The 18,944-nt window shown below is 72.7% G+C and carries 20 protein-coding genes; 5 read left to right on the top strand and 15 right to left on the bottom strand.

Annotated features, from left to right (window positions below; genetic code table 11):
- The 5 genes from G6038_RS23770 to G6038_RS23790 form a co-directional block, all read right to left on the bottom strand.
- Positions 1-882 (bottom strand): biotin carboxylase N-terminal domain-containing protein (locus G6038_RS23770; protein ID WP_165040325.1); only part of this gene is annotated, 882 nt, incomplete at its 3' end.
- A 7-nt stretch (positions 883-889) separates the two neighbouring features.
- Entirely contained in the window at positions 890-2,488 is a 1,599-nt protein-coding gene (locus G6038_RS23775) for a carboxyl transferase domain-containing protein (RefSeq protein WP_165040327.1), read from the bottom strand.
- Positions 2,485-3,642 carry an acyl-CoA dehydrogenase family protein gene (locus G6038_RS23780; protein ID WP_165040329.1) on the bottom strand — a complete coding sequence of 386 codons (1,158 nt, stop codon included), beginning with the start codon at positions 3,640-3,642 and terminating at the stop codon, positions 2,485-2,487. Before G6038_RS23780 ends, G6038_RS23775 begins: the two co-directional genes overlap by 4 nt.
- Positions 3,639-5,429, bottom strand: coding sequence for an acyclic terpene utilization AtuA family protein (locus tag G6038_RS23785; protein ID WP_165040331.1), 1,791 nt, complete (start codon positions 5,427-5,429; stop codon positions 3,639-3,641). The genes G6038_RS23780 and G6038_RS23785 overlap by 4 nt, the downstream gene beginning before the upstream one ends.
- Entirely contained in the window at positions 5,426-6,217 is a 792-nt protein-coding gene (locus G6038_RS23790; RefSeq protein WP_165040333.1) for a TIGR03084 family metal-binding protein, read from the bottom strand. The genes G6038_RS23785 and G6038_RS23790 overlap by 4 nt, the downstream gene beginning before the upstream one ends.
- A gap of 145 nt (positions 6,218-6,362) precedes the next feature.
- Between G6038_RS23790 and G6038_RS23795 the strand changes: the two genes are divergently transcribed.
- On the top strand, positions 6,363-7,244 hold the full coding sequence (locus G6038_RS23795) for an EamA family transporter (protein ID WP_165040335.1): 882 nt from the start codon (positions 6,363-6,365) through the stop codon (positions 7,242-7,244).
- A gap of 140 nt (positions 7,245-7,384) precedes the next feature.
- Here the strand turns inward: G6038_RS23795 and G6038_RS23800 are convergent, their stop codons facing one another.
- The gene (locus G6038_RS23800; protein WP_165040337.1) at positions 7,385-8,302 is read right to left on the bottom strand and encodes a LysR family transcriptional regulator; all 918 of its coding nucleotides are present in this window, start codon (positions 8,300-8,302) and stop codon (positions 7,385-7,387) included.
- A 68-nt stretch (positions 8,303-8,370) separates the two neighbouring features.
- Here G6038_RS23800 and G6038_RS23805 point away from each other — a divergent pair, with 68 nt between their 5' ends.
- Positions 8,371-8,808 carry a PaaI family thioesterase gene (locus tag G6038_RS23805; protein ID WP_165040365.1) on the top strand — a complete coding sequence of 146 codons (438 nt, stop codon included), beginning with the start codon at positions 8,371-8,373 and terminating at the stop codon, positions 8,806-8,808.
- A gap of 57 nt (positions 8,809-8,865) precedes the next feature.
- Positions 8,866-9,672 (top strand): class I SAM-dependent methyltransferase, encoded by an 807-nt coding sequence (locus G6038_RS23810; protein ID WP_165040339.1) that lies wholly within the window; start codon positions 8,866-8,868, stop codon positions 9,670-9,672.
- A 79-nt stretch (positions 9,673-9,751) separates the two neighbouring features.
- Here the strand turns inward: G6038_RS23810 and G6038_RS23815 are convergent, their stop codons facing one another.
- From G6038_RS23815 to G6038_RS23850, 8 genes are all read right to left on the bottom strand, one after another.
- Positions 9,752-10,072, bottom strand: a complete 321-nt coding sequence (locus G6038_RS23815; protein WP_165040341.1) for a DUF202 domain-containing protein — start codon at positions 10,070-10,072, stop codon at positions 9,752-9,754.
- 43 nt (positions 10,073-10,115) lie between these two features.
- A complete protein-coding gene (locus G6038_RS23820; RefSeq protein ID WP_165040343.1) occupies positions 10,116-10,484 on the bottom strand; it encodes a DUF202 domain-containing protein in 369 nt (122 codons plus the stop codon).
- A 60-nt stretch (positions 10,485-10,544) separates the two neighbouring features.
- Positions 10,545-10,985 carry a Rieske (2Fe-2S) protein gene (locus tag G6038_RS23825; RefSeq protein WP_165040345.1) on the bottom strand — a complete coding sequence of 147 codons (441 nt, stop codon included), beginning with the start codon at positions 10,983-10,985 and terminating at the stop codon, positions 10,545-10,547.
- Between the two features lie 43 nt (positions 10,986-11,028).
- Positions 11,029-11,592, bottom strand: coding sequence for a DUF6529 family protein (locus G6038_RS23830; RefSeq protein WP_165040347.1), 564 nt, complete (start codon positions 11,590-11,592; stop codon positions 11,029-11,031).
- Between the two features lie 36 nt (positions 11,593-11,628).
- Positions 11,629-12,264: a hypothetical protein gene (locus tag G6038_RS23835; protein ID WP_165040348.1), complete on the bottom strand. Its 636-nt coding sequence runs from the start codon at positions 12,262-12,264 to the stop codon at positions 11,629-11,631.
- 88 nt (positions 12,265-12,352) lie between these two features.
- Positions 12,353-12,841 carry a Rieske (2Fe-2S) protein gene (locus G6038_RS23840; RefSeq protein WP_165040350.1) on the bottom strand — a complete coding sequence of 163 codons (489 nt, stop codon included), beginning with the start codon at positions 12,839-12,841 and terminating at the stop codon, positions 12,353-12,355.
- Between the two features lie 102 nt (positions 12,842-12,943).
- Positions 12,944-14,473 carry a DHA2 family efflux MFS transporter permease subunit gene (locus G6038_RS23845; RefSeq protein ID WP_165040352.1) on the bottom strand — a complete coding sequence of 510 codons (1,530 nt, stop codon included), beginning with the start codon at positions 14,471-14,473 and terminating at the stop codon, positions 12,944-12,946.
- Between the two features lie 259 nt (positions 14,474-14,732).
- Positions 14,733-16,427, bottom strand: coding sequence for an FAD-dependent oxidoreductase (locus G6038_RS23850; RefSeq protein WP_165040354.1), 1,695 nt, complete (start codon positions 16,425-16,427; stop codon positions 14,733-14,735).
- A 156-nt stretch (positions 16,428-16,583) separates the two neighbouring features.
- Here G6038_RS23850 and G6038_RS23855 point away from each other — a divergent pair, with 156 nt between their 5' ends.
- Positions 16,584-17,384 carry an acyl-ACP thioesterase domain-containing protein gene (locus tag G6038_RS23855; protein WP_165040356.1) on the top strand — a complete coding sequence of 267 codons (801 nt, stop codon included), beginning with the start codon at positions 16,584-16,586 and terminating at the stop codon, positions 17,382-17,384.
- A gap of 23 nt (positions 17,385-17,407) precedes the next feature.
- Positions 17,408-17,899 (top strand): histidine phosphatase family protein, encoded by a 492-nt coding sequence (locus G6038_RS23860; protein ID WP_165040358.1) that lies wholly within the window; start codon positions 17,408-17,410, stop codon positions 17,897-17,899.
- A 28-nt stretch (positions 17,900-17,927) separates the two neighbouring features.
- Here the strand turns inward: G6038_RS23860 and G6038_RS23865 are convergent, their stop codons facing one another.
- Entirely contained in the window at positions 17,928-18,941 is a 1,014-nt protein-coding gene (locus G6038_RS23865; RefSeq protein ID WP_346772903.1) for an iron-siderophore ABC transporter substrate-binding protein, read from the bottom strand.
- Positions 18,942-18,944: the final 3 nt, after the last annotated feature.

The raw sequence follows: 18,944 nt of genomic DNA on the forward strand, positions 1-18,944 counted from the left end.
GGTGACACCCCCCGTCGCTCCGCTCGCCCCGGTGACACCCCCCGTCGCTCCGGTCGCGAGGAATTCGACGGTGCCCGCGCCCTCGTAGTCGATGGCGTGCGCGGCGCGCCGGGCCGCCTCGAACAGCCGCTCCCGCATCCCGGGCGTGGCCTCGACGAGCGGCGACGGCGCCTCCTCGACCACCTTCTGGTGGCGGCGCTGGATCGAGCACTCCCGCTCCCCCACCGCCCACACGGTCCCGTGCCGGTCCGCGAGGACCTGCACCTCGATGTGCCGGCCCGTCTCGAGGAAGCGCTCGCAGAACACCGTCGGATCGCCGAACGCGGACTGTGCCTCGCGCCGGGCCGCGGCGAGCTGGTCGGGCAGCTCGGCCAGGTCGCGGACCACCCGCATGCCGCGGCCTCCGCCCCCGGCGGACGCCTTGATCAGCACGGGCAGGTCGGCCTCGGTCACCGCGGCAGGGTCCAGCTCGGCCAGCACCGGCACGCCGGCGTCGGCCATGATCTTCTTGGCCTCGACCTTCGAACCCATCCGGGCGATCGAGTCCGGGCCCGACCCGATCCAGGTCAACCCGGCGTCGAGGACCGACCGCGCGAATTCGGCGTTCTCCGAGAGGAACCCGTATCCGGGGTGGATCGCGTCGGCCCCCGCCGCGCGGGCGGCGGCGATGATCGCCTCGCCGCGCAGGTAGGTGTCGGCGGGGGCGGTGCCGGGCAGGCGCACCGCGGCGTCGGCCTCGGCGATGTGGGGGCTGTCGGCGTCCGCGTCGGAGAACACCGCGACGGTGCCGAGGCCGGCGCGCCGGCAGGAGGCGAACACCCGGCGGGCGATCTCGCCGCGGTTGGCGACGAGCACGGTGGTGACGGTGTCGGTGTGGTTCACAGCTGCCTCACATCCGGAAGACACCGAAGCTGTCGGTGCCTTCGATCGGCGCGTTGGCGATGGCCGACAGGCACATCCCCACCACGGTGCGGGTGTCGCGCGGGTCGATGACCCCGTCGTCGTAGAGCCGGCCGGACAGGAACATCGGCAGCGACTCCGCCTCGATCTGGTTCTCGATCGCCGCGCGCATCGCCTCGTCGGCGGCCTCGTCGAACGCCTGGCCGCGCGCCTGGGCGGCGGCGCGTCCGACGATGGAGATGACACCGGCGAGCTGGGCGCCTCCCATCACGGCGGATTTGGCGCTGGGCCAGGCGAACAGGAACCGCGGGTCGAAGGCACGGCCGCACATGCCGTAGTGGCCGGCCCCGTAGGAGGCGCCGAGCAGGATCGAGATGTGAGGCACCTTCGAGTTGGAGACGGCGTTGATCATCATCGAGCCGTGCTTGATCATGCCGCGTTCCTCGTACTCGCGGCCGACCATGTAGCCGGTGGTGTTGTGCAGGAACAGCAGTGGTGTGTTCGCACGGTTGGCGAGCTGGATGAACTGGGTGGCCTTCTGGGATTCCTCGCTGAACAGCACGCCGCGGGCATTGGCGAGGATGCCCACCGGGTAGCCGTGCAGACGGGCCCAGCCGGTGACGAGGGACGACCCGTAGAGCGGCTTGAACTCGTCGAAGTCGGAATCGTCGACGATGCGGGCGATCACCTCGCGCGGGTCGAACGGCACCTTGAGGTCGGCCGGCACGATTCCGAGCAGTTCCTCGGGGTCGTAACGTGGTTCGCGCACATCCGGGTGGGGCTCGGGGCCCTGCTTGCGCCAGTTCAGGCGACGGACGATGCCCCGGCCGATACGGATCGCGTCGGGCTCGTCGACCGCGTAGTAGTCGGCCAGCCCGGAGGTGCGGGCGTGCATCTCCGCGCCGCCGAGGGATTCGTCGTCGGATTCCTCGCCCGTGGCCATCTTCACCAGCGGCGGCCCGGCGAGGAACACCTTCGAGCGCTTCTCGATCATCACCACGTGATCCGACATGCCGGGAATGTAGGCCCCGCCCGCGGTGGAGTTGCCGAACACGAGCGCGACGGTGGGGATGCCGGCGGCGGACAGCTGCGTCAGGTCGCGGAACATGCGCCCGCCGGGGATGAACACCTCCTTCTGGGTGGGCAGGTCCGCGCCACCCGACTCGACGAGGGAGATGACCGGCAGCCGGTTCTGCATCGCGATGTCGTTGGCGCGGAACCCCTTCCGCAGGGTCCACGGGTTGCTCGTGCCGCCGCGGACGGTGGGGTCGTTGGCGACGATCAGGCATTCGACGCCCTCGACGACGCCGATCCCGGTGACGGTGCTGCCGCCGACCGGGAACTCGGTGCCCCACGCCGCGAGCGGGGACAGCTCGAGGAACGGGGAATCCGGGTCGAGCAGCAGTTCGATGCGTTCGCGCGGGAGCAGCTTGCCGCGTTCGTGGTGGCGCCGGACGTACTTCTCCCCGCCGCCGGCGAGGGCCTTGGCGTGCTCGGTCTCGAGTGCGGCCAGTTCGGCGGTCATCGCCTCGGCCGCGGCGGCGTACTCCGCCGAGGCCGGGTCGAGGGTCGTCTGCAGGATGCTCACGCGGTGTACCCCAATCGTTTCGCCGCGAGTTCGGTGAGGATCTCGGTGGTGCCGCCGCCGATGCCGAGGATGCGCATGTCGCGGTACTGCCGTTCGACCTCGGACTCGGCCATGTAGCCGAGCCCGCCGAACAGCTGCACGGCCTGGTTCGCGACCCATTCGCCGGCCTCGACGGCGGTGTTCTTGGCGAAGCACACCTCGGCGACGAGGTCGCCGTCGCCGACGAGGGCTCGCTCGACGACGCGCCGGCCGTACACGCGCGCGACGTCGATGCGCCGGGCCATCTCGGCGAGGGTGCGCTGCACCGACTGCCGGGAGATCAGCGCCCGGCCGAACGTCTCGCGGTCGCGGCACCACGCCACGGTGAGGTCCAGGCACCGCTGTGCGCTCGAATAGCCTTGGCCTGCAAGGGCAATCCGCTCCGAGACGAAGGCCTGGGCGATCTGCGCGAAGCCGCTGTTCTCGGTGCCGACGAGATTCTCGACGGGCACGCGCACGTCAACGAAGGACAGTTCGGCGGTGTCGGAGGCGCGCCAGCCCATCTTGTCGAGCTTGCGCGAGACGGTGAATCCTTCGGTGCCCTTCTCGATCACCAGCAGCGAGATCCCGGCAGCGCCGGGACGTTCGCTGCCGCCGGTGCGGACGGCGCTCACCACGAAGTCCGCGCGGCAGCCGGAGGTGATGTAGGTCTTGGCGCCGTTGACGACGTAGTGGTCGCCGTCGCGCACGGCGGTGGTGGTCAGGTGCCCCACGTCGGAGCCGCCGCCGGGTTCGGTGATCGCGAGGGAGCCGATGAGCTCGCCCGCGAGGGTCGGCTCGACCCACTTCGCGATCTGCGCACCGTCGCCGGCGGCGACGAGGTGCGGCAGGGCGATGCCGCAGGTGAACAGGGAGGCGAAGGCACCACCGGAGGCGCCGGCCTCGTGGAATGCCTCGCACACGGTGAGGGTGTCCGCCGCGTCGCCGCCGGACCCCCCGACGGCCTCGGGGAATCCGGCGCCGAGCAGTCCGAGGGCGGCGGCCTTCTTGTGCAGTTCGCGGGGCAGTTCGCCGTCGCGCTCCCACGCGGCGAGATGCGGCAGGACCTCGCGCCGGACGAAGGAGTGGACGGTCGAGCGCAGCTCGCGGCGTTCGGGGGTGTCCCAGATGCTCACTCGGTGTTCTCCATCTCGGGGTTCTCCATCTCGGGGTCCTCCATCTCGGGGTCCTCCATCTCGGGGTCCTCCAGGAGGGTCTCGGGGATGTAGAGATATCTGCTGCGCAGCCACTCGCCGAGGCCCTTGGCCTGCGGGTCGAAGCGGGCCTGTGAGGCGACGCCGCGGCCGAGGATGCCCTCGATCACGAAGTTCACCGCCCGCAGGTTCGGCAGCACGTGGCGGGTTACGATGAGGTTCTTCGACTCGGGCAGAAGGGTTTTCAACGCGTCGACGGTGAGGGTGTGCACCAGCCAGCGCCACTGGTCGTCGGTGCGCACCCACACCCCCACGTTCGCGTCGCCGCCCTTGTCGCCGCTGCGGGCGCCGGCGACGAGCCCGAGCGGCGCGTGCCGGGTGGGCCCGACGGGTAGCGGCGCGGGCAGCTCGGGCTCGGCGACGGGTTCGAGTGGGCGCGTCGGGGTGACGGGCGGGATCGGGACACGGCTGCCGTCGGGCAGGACCGCCGTGTGCGGCACCTCGGCGGCGTCGACGTAACCGGGGGTGAACACGGCGTACGGCTGGCCGTTGCCGGGCGGAGCGGTCAGCGAGAAGCCGGGGTAGCTGGCAAGCGCGTACTCGACGGCGACCGCGGAGAAGGCGCGGCCGACGACCTGCGGGTCGCGGTCGCGGACGGTGCAGCGCAGCAGGGCGCTGGCCGCCTCCTCCGTGTCGGCGTCCGGATGGTCGGTGCGGGCGAGGGTCCACTCGAGCTCGGCCGGACGGGCGGGCAGGCTCGCCTCCATCTGCCGGCGCACCAGCGCCGCCTTGGCCTCGATGTCGAGGCCGGTGAGGACGAACACCGCTTCGTTCCGGAATCCGGCGAGGGCGTTGAGGGAGACCTTCAGCGTCGGCGGGGGCGCCTCACCGCGGACCCCGGTGATGCGGACCCGGTCCGGTCCGTCCTGGGTGAGCCGGACGGAGTCGAGGCGTGTCGTCACGTCGGGTCCGGCGTAGCGGCCACCGGTCACCTCGTACAGCAGCTGGGCGGTCACGGTGCCGACGGTGACCGCCCCGCCGGTGTCCGGGTGCTTGGTGATGGTGGAGCTGCCGTCGGCGTCGATCTCGGCGATCGGGAAGCCGGGCCGCTCGAGGTCGGCGATCTCGGTGAAGAACGCGTAGTTGCCGCCGGTGGCCTGGGTGCCGCACTCGATCACGTGTCCCGCCGCGACCGCGCCGGCCAGGGCATCGAAATCGTCCCGGGCCCAGCCGAAGTGGGCGGCGGCAGGGCCGGCGATCACGGAGGCGTCGGTGACGCGGCCGGTGACGACGATGTCGGCGCCGGCGGTGAGGCACTCGGCGATGCCCCACGCCCCGAGGTAGGCGTTCGCGGTCAGCGGCGGCGGATCGGCGGCCAGGCCGAGTTCGGCGGCGCGGGCGATGAGGTCGTCGCCCTCGACGTACGCGACGGTGACGTCGAGGCCGAGCCGGCCGGCCAGGTCGCGCACGGCCGTCGCCAGCCCGGCGGGATTGAGTCCGCCGGCGTTGGCGACGATCCGCACGCCCTTGTCGACGGCGAGCCCGAGGCAGTCCTCGAGCTGGCGCAGGAACGTCTTGGCGTAGCCGAGCGCCGGGTCCTTCATCCGGTCCCGGCCGAGGATCAGCATGGTCAGCTCGGCGAGGTAGTCACCGGTCAGGTAGTCGAGTTCCCCGCCCTCGAGCATCTCGCGCATGGCCGCGAGCCGGTCGCCGTAGAAGCCGGAGCAGTTCCCGATGCGCACCGCGCGTCCGGCCGTGGGGGCGCTCACGCGGTGGCTCCTTCCGGGGCGCGGCCGCCGCCGGGCGGACCGGCGAACGCCTGTGCGAGGTCGAGCCACGCCTCGGCGTCGGGTCCGGTGGCGACGAGGTCGGTGTCGGCCCGGTGGATCCGCTGGGTCACCAGCCGGCAGAAGTCGAGGGCGGATCCGGTGACGGTCTGGGTGGCGGCGTCGGGCCCCCAGGTCCACTCCTGCCCCTCGGGGGCGGTGAGGCGGACGCGGAACGGCTCGGCCGGTGGGGTGCGGCCGTGCACGGCGAAGGCGAAGTCGCGGGTGCGGACGCCGAGATGGGCGATGTGGCGCAGCCGGTGCGTGGGGCGGCGGGTGACGCCGAGCGCGTCGGCCACGTCGCCGCCGTGGGCCCAGGTCTCCATCAGCCGCGCCGTCGCCATGGAGGCCGCACTCATCGGCGGGCCGTACCAGACGATCTTGGTTCCGGCGGGGACGGCCGCGAGGGCGTCGGCGAGGGCGCGACGGGCGGCACGCCAGTCGGCGAGCAACTCGGCCGGGGGGCGACGGGCCTGTTCCCGCGCCCCGTCGTCGACGAACCGGTCCGGATCGGTGATCTCGCCGAGCCCGGCGACGAACGCCTCCGGGTCTTCGACGGCGGTGAGGGCGGCGCGATCGGTCCACAGCAGGTGACCGATCTGGTGGGCGATGGTCCAGTCCTCGGCGGGGGTCGGGGTCGCCCAGCGCTCGTCCGGGAGGTCGGCGACGAGGGCGTCGAGGGACTCGCCCTCGGCACGCAGGTCGTCGAGAAGCGGTTGCAGCTCCGTCATGCGACCAGAGTCACACCCGGGGCGCAGAAAATCAAGCACTCGTGATTGTTTTTCTGGTTGTGGTCGCGCCTGCCGCCGATCGTGCTCCCGTGCGGCAACATTCGTCGCACACGGAACGGCGGATCCCCCAGGCTTCGGAGGACGGATGAGCGGCACAGCACCGGCCCCACGGGGCGGCAGCCGGACCGTGCCCGTCGCGGCCGTGCTCGGCTCGGTGCTCTCCCTGCAGTTCGGGGCGGCCTTCGCCAGCACCCTGTTCGACGACGTCGGCGCCCTCGGCACGGTGACGCTGCGGCTGACGCTCGCCGCGATGATCCTGTGGGCGGTGGTGCGGCCGTCGGTGCGGTACTGGCGCCCGGCGCAGTGGCGCGGCGTGGTCGCGCTCGGGGCGAGCCTGGCCGTGATGAACGCCTTCTTCTATGTGGCGATCGCCCGGCTGCCGCTCGCGGCGGCGGTCACGATCGAGTTCCTCGGGCCGCTCACCCTGGCCGCGGTGCTCTCCCGCCGCCCCCGCGACGCGCTGTGGGTGGCGCTCGCGCTGGCCGGGGTGGCGCTCCTCGGGGCACGCGGCCTCGGCGGGGACGGCGGCGCCCTCGACCCGGCCGGGGTCGGTTTCGCGCTGCTCGCCGCCGCCGGCTGGGCCTGGTACATCGTCGCCGGTTCGCACGTGGCCGCCACCGTCTCCGGCGCGGCGGGCCTGACCGTCGCCACCACCGTCGCCGCGGCGCTCGTGCTGCCCCTCGGTCTCGGAACCGCCGGCGCCGACCTGGCCGATCCCGCGATCCTGGTCGCCGGAGCGGCGGTGGCCCTGCTGTCCTCCGTGGTCCCCTACAGCCTGGAGATGCGGGCGCTGCGCGATCTGCCGAAGAACGTGTTCGCGATCCTCATCGCTCTCGAACCGGCGGCGGCGGCCCTGGCGGGCGCGCTGGTGCTCGGCCAGTGGGTCCAGCCCGTCGCGGCGGTGGGCATCGCGCTGGTGATCGTCGCCGGCGTCGGCGCCCTGCGCGGCAGCGGCGAGCCGCGCTAGCCGTCCGCGTCCCCAGGCGCGGCCTCCTGCCGTTCGTCCCCCGCCGGCTCGGCGCGGCCGTCCTGCGCGCGGTACGACGCGAGCAGCCGTCTTTCGGTGTCGCGCTTCGGGAAGACGAAGCACGCCAGGGGGCGACGACATCAGGCGCCGCGGACGATCATCCGCACCAGGTCCCCGGCCGGGCCGGCGAGCTTGCGGGGTGGGCGCCACACCGCGCGCAACGTGCGGGTCAGATCCAGGCCCTCGACCTCGACGGTCCGCAATTCGCCGGACGCGAGGTGATCGGCCACGGCGAGGGTGCTGAGCACGGCCGGACCGACGCCGCCGAGGGCCGCGGTGCGCACCGCGGCGCCGCTGCCGAGCTCGAGCAGCGGCGCCGGCCGCGCGAACTCCCGGAGGGCCAGATCCAGCGTGTGCCGCGTCCCGGAGCCCTCCTCGCGCACGACGAGCGGCGTCGCCGCCAGTTCGGCGACGGTGAGCGGGCGCCGGCGCCGCGCCCACGGGTGCCCCGGCGTGACGACCACCACCAGCCGGTCCCGCGCCACCGGGGTGCTGTGCAGTCCCGGGGGGACGGTGGGAGCCTCGACGAACCCGACATGGCACCGGCCCTCCGCGACCGCGTCGCAGACCTGCCGAGAGTTGTGGACCTGCAGCTGGATCTGCACGTCGTCCCGGAGACCGCGGAAGCGGCCCAGCCAGCGCGGGATGAGGTGTTCGGCGACCGTCATGCTGGCCGCCACGGTCAGCTCGGCCTGCCGGTCGGCACTCAACGCCGCGGCGGCGTCGAGCAGGCGACGGGCGTCGGCGAGCGTCTGCCGCGCCCAGTGCGCGACCACGGTGCCCTCCGGGGTGAGCGCGGAACCGGCCCGCCCCCGGCGCACGAGCACGGTCCCCAGCTGCTTTTCGAGGCGGCGCACCGCCCGGCTGGCATTGGGCTGCGCGACGCCCGCGGCCCGGGCGGCCGCGCCGAGGCCGCCGTGATCGTCGATGCCGACGAGCAGCTCCAGAGCGGCGAGGTCCGGCCAGCGAACCGTCGGCGAATGAGGTGACCGCGTCATGCGCGAATGATATGTCCGCCCACGATCCGGCATGGTGGGGCAGACTGCAGGCCGTGGAACTTCGAGGGGTGGACGACGCGGCGGCGGTGCTCGCGGCCCAACCGTTCAGCGTGCTGGTCGGCGCCCGGGTCACCGCGTACGAGCCGGGCCGCGCGGTGCTCGAGATCCCGCTGCGTCCGGAGTTGCTGCAGCAGTTCGGGTTCGTGCACGGCGGCGTGCTGGCCTACGCCGCGGACAATTCCCTGACATTCGCGGCGGGAACCGTGCTCGGCTCGTCGATCGTGACCACCGGGTTCACGATCGACTACCTGCGTCCGGGCCGCGGCACGCTGCTGCGGGCCGCGGCGACGGTCGTCGACTCGAGCCGGCGACAGGCGCTGTGCCGGTGCGAGATCGTCGCCGTGACCGAGGACGGCACCGAGACACGGGTGGCCGCGGCGCAGGGCGGCGCCCGGGTGATCGATCTCGACCGCCGATCCGGCCGTGAGTCCGGTTCCGGTTCGTAGGCAACGGCGACGGCCCGGACAGGTCGACTGCCCGGGGTCGGAGAGAGGGAGACCGCGATGACGGATCACGTCGCCGACGCCTGGGAGATCGCCGCGGCGTACGAGCGCTATATAGGTCGCTGGAGCCGCCCGGTCGCCTCGAAGTTCCTGCAATGGCTGCCCCCTGCCGGCGCGGGCGCCGCGTGGTGCGATGTGGGGTGCGGGACAGGCGCTCTCGCACACGCCGTCCTTGTCGCCGAGGAACCGGCCCGGGTCGTCGGGGTCGAGCCGTCCGAGGGCTTCGCCGCGGCGGCCCGCACCACGGTCGATGATCCCCGCTTCGAGGTCCGGCCGGGTACCGCTGCGGCGATCCCGGCCGTGGACGGTGAGTTCGACCGCGTCGTATCCGGATTGGTCCTCAACTTTCTTCCCGATCCGCTCGAGGGTCTCGTCGAGATGCGCCGCGTCACCCGAGCGGGCGGGACGATCGGGGGCTACGTGTGGGACTACGCCGAGGGCATGGAGATGATTCGCGCCTTCTGGGATGCGGCCGTCGAACTGGACGAAGCGGCGCGGGACCGGGACGAGGGTGTCCGCTTCCCGCTCTGCCGGCCCGATCCCCTCCACGACCTTCTCGCGTCTGCAGGCCTCACCGGGGTGCGGATTCAGCCCCTCGAGGTTCCCACCGTGTTCGCCGACTTCGACGATTTCTGGGCGCCGTTCCTCGGCGGTCAGGGACCCGCCCCCGGATATTGCATGTCACTGCCGGCACGGCGCCGAGCCGAGCTGCGGACGGTACTCGATGCCCGACTGCGCCGCGACCGAGCCGGTCGGATCGCGCTGACCGCCCGGGCGTGGGCCTTCCACGGCTCCGTGCCCGATTGACACGGGAGTAGATCGCCCAGCCCGGCCCGGTCTCGTCAGGAGCCTCGGCTCCTCGGCTGGAACGGCGACGGTGCGGCGGTCACACCTGCGACGTGATGATGAGCGTGGCGGCGGCGAGGGCCAGGACGACGACCGTGACGGTCAGGACGATGTTGCGCCACCAGTGATGCCTCGCGCGTCCCTCGATGAAGCGCCTCACCCGCGCCCGGTGCTCCCGCCCGCTCGTCACGAGCAGCACGAGCGCCGGCACCAGGCACAGCAGGCCGATCGTGACCACCACCGGTGCGGGGCCGGGCGCCAGGCGCAGGAACAGCAGGACCACGGCGCCCAGCCCGGTCGCCGTGCGCAGCCACGCCAGTGTGGTGCGCTCGGGCTGCAGTCCGGGATCGTCGTGCCTCATCGCCGGCCCGGCTCGCGTCGTGGACCGGACCGTGGCGGCACGGTCATATGAGGAGCGCCGCGGCGAGGGCCAGAGCCCCGACCGCCAGCATCGCCGCGAGCAGGAAGGCGATCCGCGGCGGCGGCAGAGGACGTTCGGTGCGCATCGCGGCCTCGATCTGCAGCCAGCGCCGCAGGGCGGCGATCACCAGGAGCGCGGAGAACACCAGCAGCGTGCACGACAGCGTGGTCCGCACCACCGGCCCCACGACGTCGCCGGCGAAGGTCTCGAGCGCGACGGCCGCCGCGATGACGCCGAGCGCGGTGCGGATCCACGCGAGGAACGTGCGTTCGTTCGCGAGGGTGAAGCGGGCGTCGGGTTCGGCGCCTTCACGCAACGCCCGCGGCCGCCAGTCGCGCAGAGGTCTGGTCACGCCGTCGACCCTATCCCGGTGCCGCCCGGTAGGACCGTCGAGGTGCGACGGCGAACCTGGTCAGGCGAGGGTGATCTCGCCGTTCTCGACGGTGACGGCCCTGCTCTCGAGGGGACGCGCGGCGGGTCCGTTCGCGACGGTGCCGTCGAGGTTGAACCGGCTGCCGTGGCAGGGACAGTTGATCGTGCCGTCCTGCACGGCCGCGACCGTGCAGCCCTGATGGGTGCAGATCGCGCTGAACGCGAGCACCTCGCCCGCCGCCGGCTGGGTCACCACGACCTTCTGATCGGGGAAGACCTGTCCCCCGCCCACGGGAATGTCGGCGACGGCCGCGAGGGGCTGTCCCGCGGCCGCCCCGGTGCCGGCGTCCTCCGCCGCGGAGGTCTGCCCGGAGGCCGGCTCGTCGCCGTAGGTGCTGCAGGCCGCCGTGGCGGCGACGGCGGCCACCCCGGCACCCAGGAGCACCGAACGGCGGCTGACGGGAAACTGCTCGAGATCCATTTTCCGGCTCCGATCGTGGGAGGAACTAGTGGGGGTGGGACCGTCAGAACGTGAGGCCCGTCGTGCGGAAGAAGTACAGCGCCGAGGTCGTCCACACGACCACGATCGCCGTGAACAGGGCACCGCCGGCCACCGGAACCGCCCATCCCGGCAGGCCTCGCCGGCTCAGCAGCAGCATCTTGGCCACGAACGCCCCGTAGAGCAGGCATCCGGCCAGCGAGTGCCACAGCACCCGCGGCTCGCCGGTACGAAAACCGAGCGCGTACAGGCAGTGCACCGCGACCGGGACGGTGGCCAGCACCGCGAGCCGGCCCGACCACACGTGCAGGGTCCCGATCCAGCTCGGCGCCCGCAGTCCCGGCATCCGTCCGTACATCACGGCCGCCGAGACGAGCTGAACCAGTGCGAGCACGCCGGCGAGGGTCGCCAGCCAGGCCTTGACGGCGGTCGGGCTGGAGAACCCGGCGAGGTTGATCGAGAAGAAGGTCGGCTCGTGCACGTTGCCGTAGACACCGAGCCCGACCGCGACGAGGGCGCCCACCAGGAACGCGACCACGACGGGGGCCGTTCGCGGCCGTGCGACGGGATGGACCTGCGGTGTGCTCATCCGTCCTCCTCCCGGTGTCACCGTGCGGTGGCACCGTCAGAATGTGTCGCTGCCGGACACCGGGTCGGCGGTCACGACCACCCCGTCGACGACCGCCGTCCCGTCCGGCGCCAGGGCCGGGGCGGGCGCGGTGCCGCCGTCGCCGGCGCGGCGCACACCGGTGACCGTCCCGTCCTGCGTGACGATCCAGCTCGCCCTGACGTCGCCCACGTTCGCGAGGTAGAGGCCGGCCGGGGGTTCGGCCGGCGCGGCGTCGAAGGTCCAGCTCCGGTCCCCGAGCCACAGGGTGCCGCGCACCGTCGTGCCGTCGAACTCGCCGTCGAGGCGGGCACCTTCCCGGCCCTCGAGCTCGAGCCTGCCGTCCTCCGCGTCGCCCGACAGCCACGACTCGACTGCGCTGCCGTCGCACGCGTATGCGACGGCGTCCTCACCCTCGACGGCGATCGCGAGCGTGAGGGTTCCGGTGGCGACGGGGATCTGCGCGACGTAGGTGGCCTGCGCGGGGAAGGCCACGGCGGTCGAGGGCGCAGCCGTCGCGGTGGGGACCGGCGCGGACGTGGCGGCCGGGCCGGGCGTGGGGCCTTCGTCCTCCTGGGAGACGTTGACCGCGAGCAGAACCGCGGCGAGCGCCACCACCGCCGCCAACGTGATCAACGGCCCCCTGCGCACCATGGGGTCCCCTTGCCGGTCCGCACTGCAGTGATGATCGTGCGGTCGAATCTACTCCCCCGCGGCCCGCCCGCTCAGCGAATCGCCCGCATCAGTCGACGACGACGTCCGCTCCGCGGGCCGCGGCCGGACGCGCCTTCAGCGGCTTGCGGGCGGGACCCTTGCTCACGGTCCCGTCCAGACGGAACCGGCTGCCGTGACAGTCGCAGACGATCTCGTCGGCCTCGACGCCGGTGATGTTGCAGCCCGAGTGGGTGCACAGCGCGACGAACGCCCGGTAGTCCCCGGCGACGGGTTGCGTCACCACGAGACGCTTGTCGGCGAACAGGACGCCGCTGCCCACCGGGATGTCGGCCGCGGCGGCCACGACCGCGGCGTCCGGACCGGGCTCCGGCGGCGTGGTCGGTGCGGCGGCGGTGCCGTCGGCGCCACCCTGGCCGGCCTCGGCGCCGCAGGCGGACAGGACTGCGGCGGCCGCGACCGCACCGGCACCACCGAAGAGGGCGCGCCGGCACAGACGCGGCTGTCCGGGTGCCTCGTCCGTCGCGGCGGGGCCTCGGTGGGTGGGTTCGATGCTCATGGGGTCGTCCGTTCGGGTCGCCGTCGTGCTGCCGGAACGAGGTTAGCCGCAGACGCGGAGAGGGGCCGCGACGTACGTCACGGCCCCTCTCCGGACGGACGGCTAGTGGACGGCCACCGGCTGCAGTCCCTCCCCGGCCGGATGCTCGACGCGCGTGCGCGGCAGGAACAGCGCCGGGATCACCGCGAGCGCCATGAGGACGGTCGCGACGAGGAACGTGGTCGCGAAGGCGTCCGCGAGCGAGGTGAGGAGCGACTCCTGCACCGGTGCGGGCAGCTGTGCGAGAGCTGCCGAGTCCATCTGCCCGCCGCCCTCGGGCGCCCCCGCCGGGGTCACCAGGCGGCTGCTCAGGATCACCGACATGGTCGCGGTGCCCACGGAGCCGGCGGCCTGCTGGACGATGTTCATCAGCGTCGACCCGCGGGCCACGCTCTGATGGGTCAGCGTCTGCAGCGCGGCCGTCATCGTCGGCATCATCGTGGCACCCATGCCCATGCCCATGACGAACAGCGCGCCGAGCAGCAGCACGTACGACGTGTCCGTGCCCACCTGCGTGAAGACGGCCATGCCGAGCGTGACGAGGGTCAGGCCGACGAGCACGATCTTCCCGGGTCCGATCCGGTCGACGAGCCGGCCGGCGACCGGCATGGTGAGCATGGCGCCGAGGCCCTGCGGCGCGAGCAGGATGCCCGCCGCCAGGGTGGACTCGCCCCGCACCTGGAGGAAGTAGCTGGGGAACAGCAGCCCTGCGCCGAAGAACGCGATCGCGAACACCGACATGGTGAGCACCGCGAACGTCAGTTGGCGGTTGCGGAACAGGTACAGGTCGATGAGCGGGTTCCGGGCACGCAAGGCGTGGAACACGAACGCGACGATCAGCACGGCGCCGATCGCGCCCGGAACGACGACCCGCGTCGCGGCGACGGTGCCGACCTCGGGGATGGACGAGACGCCGAACAGGAACAGCGCCAGGCCCGGCGACAGGAGCGCCATGCCGACGAAGTCGAAGGACTCGGACCGGCTCGGACGGTCCTTCGGCAGGATCAGCACGGAGGCGACGAGGGCCACGACGCTGATGGGCAGGTTGATCAGGAAGATCCACTGCCAGCTGGCGGTGTCGATCAGCCAGCCGCCGAGGATCGGGCCGCCGATCGGGCCCAGCAGCATCGGGATGCCGAGCACCGCCATCACGCGGCCGACCCGGTGCGGTCCCGCGGCGTGGGTCATGATCGTCATGCCCAGCGGCATGAGCATGCCGCCGCCCAGGCCCTGCACCACGCGGAACCCGATGAGCGACGTGATGTCCCACGCCATGCTGCACAGCACGGACCCGGCGACGAACAGGACGAGGGCGGCGAGGTACAGGCGCTTGGTGCCGAACCGGTCCGCGGCCCAGCCCGTGAGCGGAATCACGCTGGCCAGCGCCAGCGTGTAGGCGGTCATCGTCCACGCGACGGTCGCGTAGCTGGAATCGAATTCGTCCATGAACGTCGGCACGGCGACGGAGACGACGGTCACGTCGAGGATCGACATGATGGCGCCGAGCACCACCACCGACGCGATCTTCAGAACTGCCGCGTCGAGCTTGTCGCTCGCCGGCGCGGCGGCCGGGCCCGCATGGGGGGCTGTCATGGGTCGGTCCTCTCGAGGCGCGAGGGCAGGCAGAGCTGCCGGGATGGGATCGAGGGTCCGGGCACCACGTCGTACCGTGCGGCGACGACCATCTCGGCGCGAGCCGCGTGTCACCCTCGACGTGCCCGGCGACCAGCGCGCGCCCCGACAGCGCGGCGGATCGACATCCCGGCCTGCGCTTCCCCGGCGGACGTCGCCGCGGGCGGTGCCGGGCACCGCCGAAAGATACTAGTCCCGACGCAGGCGAAGCCCCAATCGATTATCGGCGCACCAGCCGCAGCAGGCTTCGCCCCGACCGCGGGCGCCCGGCCGCGGTCTCCGTGAGGCGGGCGCGGTCGGTCAGCTTGACGCGCGGCCGGCCGGCGGCGCGGCCGGCCGCCCGCTCGGCCTCGTCGATCTCGTGCCATCCACTCAGGCCCACCCGGGTGGGCCGCCGCTGCCCGAGCAGGCGGTCGAGTTCCCGCCGGCCGCCGGCCGGACGGGCGAGCCGGCCGGCGTCGAAGTCGGCGAGCAGGGCCGCGACCGTCTCCTTGGCACATGCCTTGTTGGTTCCGATCACGCCGCTCGGACCGCGCTTGATCCACCCGGTGACGTACACGCCGGGTCCGGCAGTGGTGACCCGCCCGCCCTCGTTGGGGACGATCCCCCGTCGCTCGTCGAACGGCACTCCCGGGAGGGGGACCCCGCGGTAGCCGATCGAGCGCAGGACCAGCTGCGCGTCGACGTGCAGGACCTGCCCGGCGGGCCGGGCGACGAGCACACCGTCGTCACCGGCGATCAGGTCGTTGCGCACCGCGCGCAGTCCGGTGACCCGTTCGGTGCCCTCGATCCCGGTGGGCGACACGAGGTAGCGGAACACGATGCGCTTGTTCCCCGGCCGGGGCTCGCGGCGCGCGTACTCGCGCGCGAGCCGCATGCGCATCGCGACCGCCGGGTCCGCGGCGGCGAGCGCCGCGCTGGCGGGATCGAGCTCGAGCTCGTCCTCGTCGACGACGACATCGACGCCGTTCAGATCGCCGAGGGCGAGGAATTCGGGGTTGCTGTAGGCCGCCTGGGCCGGGCCGCGGCGACCCAGCAGGACGACCTCGCGGATGTTGCTCCGGCGCAGCGCCTCGAGGGCGTGATCGGCGATGTCGGTACGGGCCAGCTCGTCGACGTCCATGGTGAGGATGCGGGCGACGTCGAGGGCGACGTTGCCGTTGCCGACCACGACCGCGCGTTCGCCGGAGAGGTCGAAGACGCGGTCGGCGTAGTCGGGGTGGCCGTTGTACCAGGCGACGAACTCGGTGGCGGCGTGGCTGCCGGGAAGGTCCTCGCCGGGGATGCCGAGGTTGCGGTCGGCGGACGCCCCGGTCGCGTAGACGACGGCGTGGTGATGGGCGAGCAGCTCGGCGTGGTCGATGTCGCGGCCGACCTCGACGTCGAGGTGCAGGGCGAACGCGTCGCGGCGGAAGGACCATTCGAACGACTCGGTGACGGCCTTGGTGCCGGGGTGGTCGGGTGCGACACCGCTGCGGACCAGGCCCCAGGGGGTGGGGAGCCGGTCGAACATGTCCACCTCGACGTTCGAGCGCTCGAGCAGTTCCTGCGCGGCGTAACAGGCCGCCGGACCGGCACCGACGACCGCGACGCGCAGCGTGCCCTGCCCCCGCGGCGGGGCCGGGACGGGCGTCAGCGGGATCCAGTTCTCGGGCATCGGGTGCGCCGTGTAGTAGTCGGCGTTGATGTCCTTGAACCGGGCCTGAGCCTCGGTGAGCCGGTCCTCCGGGAAGATCGCCTCGACCGGGCAGGCATCCGCGCACGCGCCGCAGTCGATGCATGCCTGCGGGTCGATGTGCAGCATCTCGGTCTGCGCGAACTCCCGCTCCTCGGGTGTGGGATGGATGCAGTTCACCGGGCACACGGCGACGCAGCTCGCGTCGTTGCAGCACGTCTGGGTGATCACATAGGCCATGTCGTGTCCTCGAAGAGCCGGGGGCCGGATTTCATGTGACATCCGGTAACAGTTAAATCAACTGTAGCCTCGGTGTCTCGCCCCTCGCAAGATTCGCTGCAGCCCGGCTCCGCAGCTGTCAGAATCGGCAGGGCCCGACGACGAGCAGGGGGACGAATGGGTTCGGACACGGCGGCGAAACCGGCACCGGAGAAGCCCGTGGCGGAGGACGCGCTGGCGCAACCCCTCGGGTCCGCTCCCCCGCCCGACGACGCGTTCCGGTCCACGCGCACGGTGCGCACCGGCGACGTCGACAACCGGGAACGGCTCCGTCTCGACGGCGTGGCCCGCTACCTGCAGGACATCGGCACCGACAACCTCGACGCCGTCGACGCCACCGCCACCGACCCGCTGTGGATCGTGCGCCGCACCGTCGTCGACGTGCACCGGCCGGCGCGCTTCCGCGAACAACTCGAACTTCGCCGGTGGTGCGACGCCCTGTCCACGCGATGGGCCAACGTCCGCGTGCGGTTCGACGGCACCGGCGACGCCCTGATCGACACCTCGGCGTTCTGGATCAACATCGGGCCCACCAACGGGATGCCGGCACGGATCAGCGACCGGCTCTGGGAGCACATGGCCCGCCATGCGGAGGACACCCGGCTGCGATGGCGGGCATGGCTGCCACCCACGCCGTCCGACGACGCCGACGCCGGCACGGCCTTCCCCCTACGGGCCACCGACATCGACCCGTTCGACCACGTCAACAACGCCGCCTACTGGCACGGCATCGAGGAGCACCTGGCCGGCCGGCCGGAACTGCAGACCGCGCCGTACCGCGCGGTGATCGAGCACCTTCGGCCGGTCGTCGCCGGCGACGCGCTGGTCCTGCGCGCCCGTCACGACACCGACTCCCTGACCCTGTGGTTCACCGTCGGCGACGAGGTGCGCGCGGTGGCACGCGTCGGCCGGCGGTGACCGTCACCACCTAGGGTGAACCCATGACCCGCACCCTGATCCTGTTGCGGCACGGGAAGTCCGCGTACCCGGACGACGTCGCCGATCACGACCGCCCCCTCGCCCCACGCGGACGACGCGAGGCCGGTCTCGCCGGGCGCTGGCTGCGGGCCCACCAGCCCCCGATCGACGCCGTACTGTGCTCGAGCGCGACGCGCGCCCGCAAGACCCTGGCGGAGGCCGCCGTCGAGGTCCCCACGACGTTCCTCGACGATCTCTACGAGGCCACGCCGGGGAAGATCGTCGACGCGATCCGCCGGGTCCCGGACGCCGTGTCGACGCTGCTCGTGGTGGGCCACGAGCCCGTCCTGTCGGCGACGACGCTGCTGCTCTCGGACGACCACGACTCGGACGCCGCCCGTCAGATCATCGAGAAGTTCCCGACCTCCGCGGTGGCGGTGCTGGCGGTGCGGGGGCCGTGGCAGGATCTGGGCCCGCGCGGTGCCGCCCTGGTCGACTTCCACATCCCGCGCTGACCCCGTCCCGCACCGACCGGGAATCGGCCTACTTCGCCGCGGCGGCGAGCGCCTCGAGATAGGCGTCGATGCCCCACGTCAGCGACAACGCCGTCGGCGGCGACACCGCGGCGATGAGCTCGGTGCCGTCGACCTTCGCGACCCGCCCGTCGGTCACCTGCTGCATGGTCCGCGCCCACGGCTGGGCGAGGGTACGGTCCTGGGCCCCGGCGTCGTCGGCGTAGGAGAGCAGGATGTCGCTGGTGAGCTTGCCGGCCTCCTCGAAGCTGAGGGTGAAGTAGAAGCTGGACTCGTCGGTGCTCAGCTCGGCCACGCTGGGCGCGCTCACCAGACCGAGGTCGGTGAGGAACTCCACGCGCGGGTCGGCCGGCTTGTAGACGTAGAAGGTGTCGCCGGTGTCCCACACCGCGGCGACGGTCCTGCCCCGCAGCTGCGGGTAGGCTGCCGCCTTCTCCGCGATGGTGGCCTCGGTGTCGGCAATCAGCCGGGCGGCCTCCTCGGACTTGCCGAGCGCCTGCCCGACGGTGGCGACGACGTCGCGCCACGGGGTGGCCCACGGCTCGTCCGGGTACGCGACGGTCGGCGCGATCCGGCTCAGCGTGTCGTACTGCTCCCGGGTGAGCCCGGAGTAGTTGGCGAGAATGACGTCCGGCCGCGCCGCCGCGATCTGCTCGACCGGCACGTCCGTGCCGTCGCTCGGCAGGATGGTCGGCGTCTCGGCATCCAGCTCGGCGAGCCGGTCCCCGATCCACGGCAGCACACCCTGCGCGTCGCCGCCGTAGGACTGGGCCGGGATGGCCACGGGCACGACGCCGAGCGCGAGCGCGGCGTCGGTGCTGCCGAAGCCCCACGTGACCACCCGCTCGGGTTCGGCGTCGAGCGTGGTGCTGCCGAGCGCGTGTGCGATCGTGACCGGGAACGCGCCTCCGGCCGGGGACGACGACTCGCCGGCCTCATCGCTCGCCGAGGAGCACGCGGTCAGGACGAACGTGAGAGCGAGTCCGGCTGCGGCGAGCAGCCTGGGGATTCGGGTCGTCGGCACAGG

The organism is Rhodococcus sp. 14C212, assembly GCF_011058195.1.
In the GTDB taxonomy this organism is placed as follows: domain Bacteria; phylum Actinomycetota; class Actinomycetes; order Mycobacteriales; family Mycobacteriaceae; genus Rhodococcus; species Rhodococcus aetherivorans.